Source organism: Herminiimonas aquatilis (assembly GCF_042665175.1).
Taxonomy (GTDB): Bacteria; Pseudomonadota; Gammaproteobacteria; order Burkholderiales; family Burkholderiaceae_D; genus Oxalicibacterium; species Oxalicibacterium aquatilis.
This window is the reverse complement of record NZ_JBHTCC010000003.1, coordinates 205,985-219,024: the sequence shown is the minus strand read 5'-3', so window position 1 is coordinate 219,024 and position 13,040 is coordinate 205,985. Positions and strand designations below refer to the sequence as shown.

General features: G+C 54.7%; 13 protein-coding genes. 3 read left to right on the top strand and 10 right to left on the bottom strand.

The genetic code is table 11. From position 1 onward, the window contains the following. Nucleotides 1-22: 22 nt before the first annotated feature. From ACFQO0_RS13485 to cydD, 10 genes are all read right to left on the bottom strand, one after another. Nucleotides 23-823 (bottom strand): esterase/lipase family protein, encoded by an 801-nt coding sequence (locus tag ACFQO0_RS13485; protein ID WP_382235476.1) that lies wholly within the window; start codon nt 821-823, stop codon nt 23-25. Between the two features lie 161 nt (nt 824-984). Then, nucleotides 985-1,497: a tRNA adenosine(34) deaminase TadA gene (tadA, locus tag ACFQO0_RS13480; protein ID WP_382235474.1), complete on the bottom strand. Its 513-nt coding sequence runs from the start codon at nt 1,495-1,497 to the stop codon at nt 985-987. A gap of 6 nt (nt 1,498-1,503) precedes the next feature. Continuing rightward, on the bottom strand, nt 1,504-1,953 hold the full coding sequence (gene queD, locus ACFQO0_RS13475) for a 6-carboxytetrahydropterin synthase QueD (protein WP_382235472.1): 450 nt from the start codon (nt 1,951-1,953) through the stop codon (nt 1,504-1,506). A gap of 81 nt (nt 1,954-2,034) precedes the next feature. Then, nucleotides 2,035-2,670 carry a 7-carboxy-7-deazaguanine synthase gene (gene queE, locus ACFQO0_RS13470; RefSeq protein WP_382235470.1) on the bottom strand — a complete coding sequence of 212 codons (636 nt, stop codon included), beginning with the start codon at nt 2,668-2,670 and terminating at the stop codon, nt 2,035-2,037. Between the two features lie 267 nt (nt 2,671-2,937). Continuing rightward, nucleotides 2,938-4,581: a Na+/H+ antiporter gene (locus ACFQO0_RS13465; RefSeq protein WP_382235468.1), complete on the bottom strand. Its 1,644-nt coding sequence runs from the start codon at nt 4,579-4,581 to the stop codon at nt 2,938-2,940. Nucleotides 4,582-4,735: 154 nt separating this feature from the next. Beyond that, a complete protein-coding gene (cydX, locus tag ACFQO0_RS13460; protein ID WP_382235466.1) occupies nt 4,736-4,858 on the bottom strand; it encodes a cytochrome bd-I oxidase subunit CydX in 123 nt (40 codons plus the stop codon). Between the two features lie 76 nt (nt 4,859-4,934). Further along, nucleotides 4,935-6,089 carry a cytochrome d ubiquinol oxidase subunit II gene (gene cydB / locus ACFQO0_RS13455; protein WP_382235464.1) on the bottom strand — a complete coding sequence of 385 codons (1,155 nt, stop codon included), beginning with the start codon at nt 6,087-6,089 and terminating at the stop codon, nt 4,935-4,937. Beyond that, the gene (locus ACFQO0_RS13450) at nt 6,086-7,687 is read right to left on the bottom strand and encodes a cytochrome ubiquinol oxidase subunit I (protein WP_382235462.1); all 1,602 of its coding nucleotides are present in this window, start codon (nt 7,685-7,687) and stop codon (nt 6,086-6,088) included. The genes cydB and ACFQO0_RS13450 overlap by 4 nt, the downstream gene beginning before the upstream one ends. 54 nt (nt 7,688-7,741) lie before the next feature. Further along, nucleotides 7,742-9,454 (bottom strand): amino acid ABC transporter ATP-binding/permease protein, encoded by a 1,713-nt coding sequence (locus ACFQO0_RS13445; RefSeq protein ID WP_382235460.1) that lies wholly within the window; start codon nt 9,452-9,454, stop codon nt 7,742-7,744. Beyond that, nucleotides 9,451-11,151 carry a thiol reductant ABC exporter subunit CydD gene (gene cydD, locus ACFQO0_RS13440; RefSeq protein ID WP_382235458.1) on the bottom strand — a complete coding sequence of 567 codons (1,701 nt, stop codon included), beginning with the start codon at nt 11,149-11,151 and terminating at the stop codon, nt 9,451-9,453. Before cydD ends, ACFQO0_RS13445 begins: the two co-directional genes overlap by 4 nt. Before the next feature lie 216 nt (nt 11,152-11,367). Between cydD and ACFQO0_RS13435 the strand changes: the two genes are divergently transcribed. The 3 genes from ACFQO0_RS13435 (at nt 11,368) to ACFQO0_RS13425 (ending at nt 13,012) form a co-directional block, all read left to right on the top strand. Then, nucleotides 11,368-12,063 (top strand): hypothetical protein, encoded by a 696-nt coding sequence (locus ACFQO0_RS13435; protein WP_382235456.1) that lies wholly within the window; start codon nt 11,368-11,370, stop codon nt 12,061-12,063. A 132-nt stretch (nt 12,064-12,195) separates the two neighbouring features. Further along, nucleotides 12,196-12,621, top strand: a complete 426-nt coding sequence (locus ACFQO0_RS13430) for a VOC family protein (protein ID WP_382235454.1) — start codon at nt 12,196-12,198, stop codon at nt 12,619-12,621. Then, nucleotides 12,611-13,012, top strand: coding sequence for a group III truncated hemoglobin (locus tag ACFQO0_RS13425; protein WP_382235452.1), 402 nt, complete (start codon nt 12,611-12,613; stop codon nt 13,010-13,012). The genes ACFQO0_RS13430 and ACFQO0_RS13425 overlap by 11 nt, the downstream gene beginning before the upstream one ends. The last annotated feature ends 28 nt before the right edge of the window (nt 13,013-13,040 follow it).

Genomic DNA, 13,040 nt, shown 5'->3' with positions numbered 1-13,040 from the left:
AAATTGGTTAATCGTTGCGGACTTATGCGCGCATTGGATCGCGATAAATATACTTTTTAATCCCTTCATGACCGCCGCTATCGAAGCGTCGCCATTGCCCATCCGCTTGCGCGAGCCTATCGGCAATCGTATACAAAACAATCGGATTGACGACCATACCGGTATGACTGCCATGCACCTCGATATTTTCAGACTGCTCGCCTTCTTGTTCGACGCAACATTGCCACGACACAATACCATCGCTGCGACTGAAAATCGAGGTGAATGGAACTGGTGGCGGCTTCTTGATCTCTGCAATTTGCACATCATCGGTGGCCGTTTTTCCACTAACTGCCTGATACATGCGCCACACATTATTCGCCTTAGGATGGCCGGCAAATGGCGATCCCAAAGTAATCACTTGGCGCACATCGTTCGGTAATGCTTTTGCAATTTCACGTGCAAAAATCCCACCCAGACTCCAGCCGATCAGGCTGACTTTTTGACCATGCTTTTCACTCAACACCTTGACGCGTGCAATGCAAGCGTCCAGCACACCATCGCGTGGTCCGCGATTCAAACCTTGTTCCCATGCATAGGCCGTGTAACCGCTGCTTTGCAAAAATTTACGCAGGAATAAAGTCAATGCATCTCCCGCCATTAGACCCGGCAAGACCATCACCGGATGGCCGTCGCCACGGGGCACATTTTTCAATAGAGGAAACGATAGCAAGGAGGCGGCAAATTCCAGCGGAACACGACTTTCTAGTGCAAGCAGAAATAAGCTGGGTGGCTTGAGTCCTTTATTCTGAGCGTTGCCTTCAGTGTCTTGCGGTGCATTCATGAGGACGTTCCCCCTGTCGAATAATGGCAAACAAGCCATGACTATTCAATTGGAGTGCGCCCAGGCAATCTGGTTCAAATATGCAAATCAGGAAGCGGAGTAAGAAATGAGAAAACGCTGGGACAAGCGCTGGGCACTCCAGGAGGGAGCTTAAAAAATCATCAGATGGTACTAGAACCATCCACTTTGGTCGCTTGCGATGCCTTGCGACGTTCCGCAAAAAAGTCCTTCAGCAAGGTGCCGCATTCCTGCGCCAGCACGCCGCCGGTCAGTTGGGTATGGTGATTGAGTTGATTTTGTTCGAACAGATTGACAATGGAACCGCAAGCGCCGGTTTTCGGATCGGACGCGCCAAACACCACGCGCGATAGTCGTGCATGAATCATTGCACCCGAACACATCGCGCAAGGTTCCAGCGTCACATACAACTCACAACCAGGAAGACGGTAATTACCAAGGATGGTTGCGGCAGCGCGCAAGGCCATGATTTCTGCGTGTGCAGTGGGATCGTGCGTGCCGATAGGCTGGTTGAAACCGGTTGCAATCACTTGGCCATCCTTGACGACCACGGCACCTACCGGCACTTCGCCCAGCGCCCAGGCGTTATGCGCCTGATCCAGCGCCTGGCGCATCCAGACTGCGTCCTGAATGATATCTTGGCCTTCGTCCGGCATCAGCGATCAGCCTTCTGCCGTGATTTCGGCCCAGCAATTGGGCGTTTCGTGCAGCACCAGCTTATGCAGGCGCAAGCCGGTACCGTAATGATCCTTGTAAGCCGCATTCAAGATATTGAAAGCGGTTTGCGCCAGATTTTCGACAGTGGGAATGCGGTCGATGATTACGGTCTTATGACCGGGAATGCTTTCGAGGAATTCACGTACCTTTGCGTCCTTTTCATAGACGATAAACGAGTGATCCCAGACATCGACCAGATGCTGCTTCGCCAGCGATTTGATATCGGAAAAATCCATGATCATGCCGTTATCGGAACTACCCTCTTCATCGATCACATTGCCAACCAGCGTGATTTCGAGCGTGTAGCGATGGCCGTGCAGATTGCGGCACTGGCTCTTGTGGTCTGGAATACGGTGACCGGCATCGAATTCAAGTTTGCGGGTGATTGTCAGCATGGTTTTATCGGTAAAGCTATCAGTGAGGCAATTAGTGAGGCAAGTAGTAAGGCTATCGACAAGGCTGCAAATGCGAGCGCGTCAAGGGATCTGCAACAGTTTATGGGTCTGCAAGCTCAGCTTCCATTTCGGATTGCGTTTGCAGACATCGATCGCAAGCCGCGTATTTTGTTCTGCCAAGGGGCCGTCCATCGGTTGCACGAAGAAGTGTTCGAAATCCAGCTGTTCATAGGCTGCCAGCGATTGCCCCAGTTGCGGGATCACGACCTTCAACTCGCTGCCTTTATGGACGACCAGTTTCGAACCCATCTTCGGGCTGACGCAAATCCAGTCGACACCGGCAGGCACCGGCAAGGTGCCATTGGTTTCAATGGCGATTTCAAAACCGACCGCATGCATTGCATGGATCAACTCCGTATCGAGTTGCAACAAGGGTTCGCCGCCGGTAAAGACCACGTATTTGCTGGCGACGTAAGACTCAGGCCACAAGGCGTTGATGGTATGCGCCAGTTTGGTCGCATCGGCAAACTTGCCGCCGCCTTCGCCATCGGTGCCGACAAAATCAGTATCGCAAAACTGGCACACCGCAGTCGCACGATCGCTCTCGCGCCCTGTCCACAAATTACAGCCGGAGAAACGACAAAACACGGCAGGCCGCCCGGCGTGCGCGCCCTCGCCCTGTAGTGTGTAGAAAATCTCTTTTATGCTGTAAGTCAAAATGATGGCCGAATGAAGGTTGATGCAAGGTCGCGAGCAAAGCGCAGATCGGCAATGAATGCGGAATTATGCTGCGTTGCATGGGTATCGCGGGCCATCATTATAGACCAGAGCGGCTACGGCTTATGCGACCAAACATAGACCATGCGTTGCCGCCATGCGCACGGGCCAATTCGATACCACCTTGACAATGGAAATGGCGCAACACTCATTCAGATGCATTGCGCCAAGCAGGAAGCGATCTTTTAGGTGATCGACAACGAATACTCAAGGAGGACTATTGCGTGTCAGCGCACCCTCAATCAAATCCAGCTCGCGCAACAAGCGCTGATGCAAGGTGTCATCAAGTTTGTTGTGCAACCACATCTGAAATAATTCATCGCGCTCGGCACGAATCGCAGACAAGCGCAGTTCGCGTTCTTTTTCTGCCAGCAACTGTATCCGTGCCGCTTCTTCGCCTTCTCTCAAACCATAGTCGAGTCGTCGTCGATAGAGTTCGGTAACACGCATGGCGGCTTCCGTATGACCACTGTTTTCTGCATCGACTGGCGCAGCATCGCTTACCGATTTGATGTGGCGTATCGCGGCTTCTGCCGCAGCGACGCGGGCGTGCCCCTCATCCATGCCCAACAATGGCTCGGGCCTGAATTTGACGCCCTTGCTCAACAAAGGCAAAGCCACACTCGCGCTCAATAGCGAGAGCAGAATCACGCCTTTTGCCAGAAAAATCAGCAGGTCGCGCGCCGGAAAAGCAGACCCATCCGGCATAAGCAAAGGCAAAGTCAAAATACCGGCCAACGTAATTGCGCCCCGCACGCCCGCGCATGCTGTCAGCAAGAGGATGCGTATAGACGGTTTTATATCACCGGGTTGGCGGCGTTTTCTGAAAAGGGTAAATCGCAGCGAGCTCCATACCCATATAAACCTCAGCACGGTCAAGGCAACGCCGATCGCGATTACGTAGAGCGCCAGCCACCATGCGCTGTTCAATCCCATATTGTTCGCCACCAACGGCAAGCCATCCATCGTGGTGCGCAATTGCGCACCGAGGATCACAAAAATCACACCGTTAAGCGCCATTTGAATCGTGTCCCACACTGCGCGGCGTTGCATGCGCGTGGCGGCCAATCGACGCCCCACCATATCCGTGTAGTGCGTGGTGATGCCCGCAGCAGCAGCGGCAAGAATGCCGGAAACCTGCAGGTGTTCTGCCAGCAGATAAGCGGCAAATGGCAGCAGCAGGCTGATCAGAATCTGGCTGCCGGGATCTTCACCGGCAAACACTACCAGCCATTTATTCGCGACACCAATCAGCCAGGCGACAAGAATACCGACCAGCAAGCCGCCGCCTGCCGCCCACAGGAATTCCATCGATGCATCCAGAAAAGAAAACGTCCCGGTAATCACCGCCGCCAAGGCGAAGCGAAAACAAACCAGACCGGATGCATCGTTGAGTAAGGCTTCGCCTTCGAGTATGTGCATCAGACGCGGCGGAATCGGGCTCTGGGAAGCGATGGCTGACACGGCAACCGGGTCGGTGGGTGACAGAATCGCAGCCAGCGCAAACGCGGCGGCCAGTGGCACCGACGGAATCATCCAGTGTATGAAGTAGCCCATGCCGAGCACGGTAAACAGGACCAGCCCTATCGCCAGCGTCGTGATTGGCCGCACATCGCGGAAGAAGGCGCTTTTGGGTATGCGCCAGCCATCCAGAAACAGCAGAGGTGGAATGAAGAACAGGAAGAAAAATTCAGGATCGAGCGGCACGTTGATGCCGAAACCGTACGCGAGGCCGGCGCCGGTTGCAATCTGCACCAGCGGCAAAGGCACCTTGATCGGCAAGAGTCGTGCGAAAAATCCGCTGGCCAGCACGGCCAGCAATAAAATCAGGGCGATTGTAACGGTATGCATCTAGGCTGGAATCTCTTTGGCGGCGAACACTGTTTTTTAAAACGCATGAAGTTCAGCGACTGCGACACCCCTTGATGCTGCACTTCAAGTTTTAAAATCAAGCCTCATTTTAGCGAAACCTCCTCCAAGCGCATACAGCCTTGCGCGCTCCTTATTATGAGCGACGGAGATTCTCTTTGCGGACTGCTTCATCATCCATCAGTTCGTACCACATTGCATTCAGCACTGCGAAAGCAGCGGCAAGCGGCAGACCAAGTATCCAAGCGAAATACCACATGATTTATCCTTGTCTTTAAATGCCACCATCGCGTGACGGTGGCGGAAATTGAAATTCAATTGTCTCGATCAATGCTTTAGTAGGCGTGGCCACTTTCATCGCGTATCGCCTGTTCATCCACCTTGCCCCACAACACGTGATACACCCATGTCGTGTACGCCTCGATGATTGGAATGAATACGGCCGTCACCACCAGCATAATGAACAGGGTGAGATGACTCGATGAGGAATCCCACACTGTCAGGCTGGCGCGCGGATCGATGGACGATGGCAGGATGAACGGGAACATCGATGCACCTACGCTGAGAATGATGCCGCTTACACTTACCGCACTACTCAAGATCGTGAAAATCTCGCGTCGCATGCGCAAACCCAGCCATGCGCCAATTGCACCGAGCAAGCCCAACGCAGGTGCCGCCAATGTCCATGGCTGCGCAGCGTAATTGACGAACCATGCGCCTACATGACCATCGACAGTTTTCAGCAAGGGATTCGAAGGACCGATGGGATTGATCACGCTGGTGATGCGATAGCCATCGATGTAAGCCCACAGCAGCACACCGGCAAAGGCATACAGAACAAACGTGGCCAGGGCGGCGACGCTACCGAGGAAACGCGTGCGTTCCGCAATGGCGCCTTCTGTCTTCAGTTGCAGCCATGCCGCTCCATGCATGACCAGCATCGCGACCGACACCAGCCCGCACAACACTGCGAAAGGATTGAGCAAGCCGAAAAAACTGCCGTCATAAAAAATATGCATGTCAGACGACAGGCGGAAAGGCACACCTTGCAGCACATTACCCAGGGCAACGCCAAAGATCAGCGTCGGTACGAAGCCGCAGAAAAACAGTACCCAATCCCAGCGCGCACGCCATTCTGGTTCTTCGCGTTTGCTACGGAACTTGAATGCAACCGGACGCAAAATCAAACCAACCAAAATCGCAAACATCGCGAGATAGAAGCCGGAGAAAGCAACTGCGTACAACTGCGGCCAAGCAGCAAAAATCGCGCCGCCGCCGAGTATCAGCCAGACCTGATTGCCTTCCCATACCGGGCCGACACTGTTGATGACCACACGTCGTTCGATATCTGTTTTGGCAACGAAAGGCAGCAGGATTCCCGTGCCCAGATCGAAACCGTCGGTAATGGCAAACGCCAGCAAAAGTACGCCGATCAAACTCCACCAGATCAAACGCAGGATGTCGTAATCAATAAGTGTGTGCAGAATCATAGTGGCTCCGGTTTAGGTGCGGGAATGGACGCGGCACCAGGTTTGCCGTATGCCCCTGCTTGCGGCGAACTTTCTATCTCCGGCCCTTTTCGTATGACCTTGAAGATGAGCTTCATCTCAATGATGAACAACACGGTATAAATCGTCACGAAGCCAGCCAGCGTGATCAGCAAAGTCTTGATACCCAGATTTGAGACTGCAACCGCGGTAGGCAAGACGCCTTCAATCACCCAGGGTTGGCGACCGAATTCTGCCACCAGCCAGCCGGCTTCAATCGCAATCCAAGGCAAGGGAATCGCAAACACTGCGAGCTTCAGCAGCCAGCGGTGTTTATCCAGTTGTCGTTTTGCCGACAGCACAAAGAACACGCCGGTCAGCAGGATCAGGAACATGCCGATCGCCACCATGATGCGGAACAGCCAGAACAGCGGCGCTACCTGCGGCACCGTGTCGAAAGCCGCTTTGGATATCTGCTCGGGCGTCGCTTTCCGCGGATCGTCTACATAGCGTTTGAGCAGCAATGCATAACCGAGATCGTGACCGGTTTCTTCAAATGCATAACGCATCGCAGGCGTGATCTGATCCGGACTTGTTACGGAGCGAATTTTCTGCAGTGCGTCGTAAGCCTTGATGCCGTTGTGAATGCGCAATTCGGCACGTTGCACCAGCTCGTTAATTCCGGGAATCACCGTATCCAGCGAACGCGTCCCGATCAGCCCCATCAAAGCCGGGATATGAATCGCATAGTGCGTCTCGCGTGCTTCCTGATTTGGGAAACCGGCCAGCGTAAAGGAAGCCGGTGCATCCTGGGTTTCCCACATCCCTTCAATCGCGGCCAGCTTCATCTTTTGATGTTCGGTCGACAGGTAACCGCTTTCATCACCCAGCACGACCACAGACAGCGCAGCGGCCAGCCCGAATGAGGCAGCGACCGTCATCGAGCGTTTTGCCAACTCAAGGTGACGTCCTTTCAGCAGATACCACGCAGAGATGCCCAGTACGAAAATCGCGGCGGTCACATAACCGGCAGAAACCGTGTGTACGAATTTGGCTTGTGCCACCGAGTTGGTCAAGACAGCGGCGAAGTCGGTCACTTCCATCCGCATGGTTTCGGGATTGAAGGCAGAGCCAACCGGATTTTGCATCCAGCCATTGGCAATCAGTATCCATAGCGCAGAAAAATTGGACCCGATTGCAACTGCCCAGGTTGCCGTCAGATGACCGACTTTGGATAGTTTGTCCCAGCCAAAGAAGAACAGGCCGACGAAAGTGGCTTCCATGAAGAAGGCCATCAAGCCCTCAATGGCCAATGGCGCGCCGAAGATGTCGCCGACGTAGTGGCTGTAGTAGCTCCAGTTCATGCCGAACTGGAACTCCATCACGATCCCGGTCGCGACGCCCATCGCAAAATTGATGCCGAACAGCGTGCCCCAGAATTTGGTCATGTCGCGCCAGATGACGCGCCCGGTCATGACATAGACCGTCTCCATGATCGCCAGCAGGATGGAGAGCCCCAGCGTAAGCGGGACAAACAGAAAGTGATACAGCGCCGTAGTGGCGAACTGTAACCGTGATAACGAAACAATATCGAGTTCCATGGTGCTCCCTTTTAAGACTTAAATTCTTTACCGCGTATTGTTCGGGGTCGAAATTCAATCCGGTCGCAGTGTGTTCAATAGCAGGTCGAAACCCGTATCGCCACGCATCACGTCCTTAACAATACGCCCATGCTCCATACAAACCAAGCGATCCGCCAACGCGGCCTCTCGCCGCACATGCGTTGCCAGCAAGATACTGCGACCGGAAGCCTGTGCGGCTAGACGCTGCAACACATCGCGCGCGGTCTGCGGGTCCAGCCCTTCGGTCGGCTCATCCAGCAACCACAGCGGCACATCGCGCAGCAGCAAGCGCGCCAACGCCAGGCGACGCAGTTGTCCGCCTGACAAACCCAGTCCACCCTCGCCCAGCCTTGTATCCAGTCCGTTCGGCATTTTTGCAACATCGTCGGCCAAACCGGCTGTCTGCAAGACGTCCCACAAAAGACTGTCGTTCGCGGCGGGAGCGGCCAGGCGCAGGTTATCGCGCAGGCTGTCCTGAAATAACTCTGTTCTTTGCGTCAGCAAGCTATGTGCGGCAACCTGCACTGTGCCTGCCTGTGCGGCCAGTTCGCCGGCAATCACCGCCATCAAGGTAGATTTTCCCGCGCCGCTGGCACCTATCAGTGCCACGCGTTGATGTCTGTCCATAGTCAGGCAGATATCCTGCAGAACCGAAGCACCAGATGCCTGTGTACCTGCAGGATGCGCGCGTACGTGCTGCAAGGAAAGGATCAGATCTTCCGGCAAAAACAGTACAGCAGCCTGAGCAGGCACCACCGCAGGAGCATCGTCCTGCAAGCGCGGCGCCAGGCGACGGGCAGCCAACAGGGTGCGGCCAAGCTCCAATGCACCACGTCGCACGGCGGCAAAGGGTTCCATCACGGTCAGCACCAGCAGCAAGGCTAGGGCTGCAACTGGCACGCCTATCGCGCCTTTTTCCATCAGCAGCGCGACCGTCAACAAGGTTGCCAACAGCGTCAAACTGCCGATCACGCCATAGGCTGCGCCGGCACGCGCTTCCAGCTTGTTCAGTGCGTCGTCGGCACGCGCGAGATAGCCATCGGCCGCAGCCAGCGATACAGTCTGCGCATGCAGTCGGCCAACCATCAGCAATTCAGTTTGTCCGGCGACCAGATCGATGCTGCGCGCGCGCAGGGCTTCCATACCATAGCTGCGACGGCGAGCAGCCCTATGCGCTGCGCGCGCAATCACGTATGCAATCCCGAGTCCTGTGACTATCAGCCAGATTGCGATGCCGGCTCCAAGCCACACATCCATGAAGCTCAATGCAATGCCGGTAACAAGCGCTGCGGCCAGCGCCGATCCGAGCGGCACCAGAATCCGCAAGTACAGCGTATCCAATGCATCGATATCGCCCGTCAGGCGGAACAGCAATTGCGCAGGTCGCGCCAGCAAACGACGCGCTGCTTCGGGCCGTGCCCAGCCTAGGAATAGCCGCTCGCGCAGATCTGCCAGCACTGCCAGCGTGGCATCATGCGTAACCAATCTTTCGGCATAGCGTAATGCGGTGCGACCCAACGCCAGCAATCGAATCCCGGCGGAAGGCATGAAGACGTCGAACATGAATGCCAGCGACACATTCAAGCCGGCAATCGCGGTCGCCGTGATGAACCAGCCCGACAATCCCAGCAAGGCCATGCCCGACAATACAGTGACAGCTGCCAACAAGGCACCTATCAATAATTTGTTTTTATGGCTGGCCATAAACAAAGCGAGCACCGGATACAGATCGCGCCAGATCCTCATGCCTCCACCTCGGCATGTGCATGCAAGACAATCACGCGCTGCATGCGCGCCGCCAGCACCGGATCGTGTGTGGCAACAATCATGGTTTTGCCTTGTGCCAATTGCAGCAAGGCGTCCGTCACTTGTTTGGCTGTGGTGCTATCAAGATGCGCAGTCGGTTCATCCACCAGCAGCAGATCGGCATTGGCATAACCGGCAACCATCGCACGCGCAAGGGCCAGACGTACTGCTTCACCTCCCGACAATCCGCCACCGCCCTCGCCCAGTGCCACGCCGAGCTGCGCTTGCGGCACCGCATCCAGTGCGGCGAACTGCAAGGCCATTGCGACGTCCTCGGCCTCGACGCCGGCACGTCCCAGCGCAATATTGGCGCGCACTGAACCGGCAAAAATATGCGGCTTCTGTCCTATCCACGCCATGCGGCTGCGCAGCCCCGCTATCGTGTTTGCCGAAAGGGATATGCCATTGATTTTGATATCACCAGACTGCGCCGATACCAAACCGGCGATCAGCGACAACAAGGTAGATTTACCGCCGCCGCTGGGAGCAACAATCGCAATGTGTTCACCTGCTTCCACATACAGGGCGTAATCGTCGAACACCGGCGCTGAAGCAAGGCGGTGCGAGAACAGCAAACCGGTGATGGCGACAGAAGGTGGCTCCAAGTCTTTGGAAACAGGAGAAATTTGTGCACCAGATACATCCGGCAGCAGCAAACCGGTATCCGATAAGCGATCCAATGCATCCAGCGCTGCCTCCCCTGCCGCCCTGTCATGCCAGGCCGCCGACAAATCGCGCAAAGGCTCAAAAAATGCCGGTGCCAATAACAGGATAAACAAACCCTGTCCCAGACTCAGGCGATTTCCCCACGCGCCAAACTCCAGTTGTCCCAGCAGATGAAAGCCCACATACACCGCGATCATCGCCACACCCAATGCGGCGAACAGCTCCAACACGGCAGAAGACAAAAACGCAATCCGCAACACCGCCATCGTGCGCCGACGCAGGGATTGCGCGGCATCGCGCAGCCGCAATGCCGTCATCTGCACTGCTCCCAATGTGCGCAGGGTTGCCAGCCCGCGCAAGCGATCCAGCAGGAAAGCGTTCATGCCGCCCATCTCCAGCATCTGCGCCTCGCTCGCGGCTTTCGCACGCCAGCCGACCAGCGCCATGAAAAGCGGAATCAGGGGCGCCGCCACCAACAAAACCAGTGCCGCAATCCAGGACAAGGGAAATACGACAAGCAGAATAGCAATGGGGACTAGGGTGGAACGCAAACGCGCAGGGCGATACCGAGTCAGATAAGGGATGATGGCTTCTGCCTGCTCAGCCATCACGCTGGCGGCCAGCCCCGACGCAGGCCTGTCAATATCCAGCGGAGAACGTGAGGCTAATGCCGTGGCAGCTTGCGCGCGCAGCGCGGACAAGTGGGTGCGTGCAGTTTTGAATACAAGCCGAGAACCTGAGGCTTCACATGCTGATCGTAGCAGGCCGAATAACAGCAGGAACAGTGCGGGAAGCTTGACGCCCTCCAAACCACCACCATTTGCCAGACCCTGTACCGCATAAGCCAGCAACCCTGCTTGCGGCAGCCACAGCAGCGATGCGAGTGTTTGCAGAACCGCTCCCTTATCGAGTCCTTGTGCAGACCGTAAGCGATGGGAAGAGTTTGAAGCTGGATGCATAGTGGTTTTCATTATGCTGCATTGCCACACGGAATTCTTGCGCCAGATCAAATTTACATGGACTCGTGCGTTCGTCAATCCGATATTGTTCGCCGAAGTAGCGGCATTTAACACTTTTAATCGTCCAATTAAACGTGAATGGCCACTGCTAATCTGACGCGCTAGCAATGGCATCCAGAGCCAGCATTTTGACGCATACAAATTGAATAAATCGACGGAGAAAAAAGTATGGAAAAACTTTCAAACGATCGCAGCATTGGCAGCGTAAACTCCCAATACAACTTCATTTCAGCGCAAGCGAATAAGTCGTCCAACGCCGCATTTGGCGATTTGCTCGCCAATGCGGTTAACAAAGCCGTTACTGCGGCAGCCATCACGCCCGCGTCTTCAGCGTCGAACGTGAACTTCAAGGATAGTTTGAATACCGCCTTGCAGTCCTACGGGATCAATGTCCCTCCCGCTCTCCGCATTACATCCGGCAAAAACGGCTACGAGCTCAGCGGCGATAATCGCAACGTGAAGTTTCAGACAATGCTGAATGAAAACCCTGCATTGCGTGACGGCATGGCGAACATGATCAGCAGCGCAACGCTGGAGCGCAAATTAGCGCTACACAATGCGATGGCTGATTTTGCAGGCAGCAATCCGAGTGCATCTGTCAGTCAATTTCTCGATCAGTTCGAGTTAGCGCAAAAAGACAAGGAAATCAGTATCAAATTCAACGGTTCGGATATCAAGCTTGAAGAAAAAAGCGGCCAAGGCTGGATCCCGGTAAAAGACAAGGCAAGCTTCACAGCAGAATTGATCGACGCTTATGCAAAGTACATGGTCAAGCACGCTGTCTCCAGCGAATCTGACAAGGACGATCCATTTGCAGATGTGGAGCTGAAGAAAAACATGACAAAAACTGCTGTTGACGGTTGATGCCCATCCGGTAGGTTGTACGGTCCGATTTTTATTCTCCGGATTCAGTACACACTGCATGGCCGCCTGCGACGCCAGGCAATATAATCTGTGAAGAATACTGATATTGCCAAGCATCAAGGAAAATTAGCCATGAATGCGCATGAAAAACTCAACTACGTTGAATATCCATCGCGGGATATTGCAGCGACCAAACATTTCTTTGAAGCTGCCTTCGGCTGGCACTTTATCGATTACGGCCCTGACTATTCCGCCTTCTCTAACCAGGGCCTGGACGGCGGCTTCTACCAATCTGAATTGGCATCCAACACCGCGACAGGTGCAGCCTTGCTGGTTTTTTACAGCCGCACCCTGGAATCTACCGAGCAGAAAGTCAGAGCCGCAGGCGGCATCGTCAACAAAGAGATTTTTGCCTTTCCTGGCGGACGCCGCTTTCATTTTATTGAACCCGGCGGCAATGAATTTGCGGTGTGGTCGGAGGCCGATGCACCTGTAAGTGCACAAGCAGATTCCAATCTTATTGGCGCAATAGCATCCGGAGATAAAAATGCTCAATAGCGATCTGTGCACGGAAGAAGAAGTGTCGCAATTGGTGCATGCCTTTTACGCCAAAGTGCGACAGGATGAGGTGCTCGGGCCGATCTTTAACGCTCAGGTACATGACTGGGATCATCACCTGGTAACGCTGGTCAATTTCTGGTCATCGATACTGCGCGGTACCGGTAGCTATACGGGCACACCGATGCAAAAACACGCCGCCATGCCGCATCTGGACGAAACGCTTTTCAAACGCTGGCTGGCACTCTTTGACAAGACAGCAAAAGAACAGGCCAATCAGGCGATGAGCAACCGCGCCACCGCTTCAGCGCAAAGGATTGCGCAAAGTCTTTGGTATGGTTATCAGATGGCGCGGAATCCGAATGGCATTCCTGCAGATTTACCCGAGTAGCCGGATCGAATTGATTATTGAACAGCTA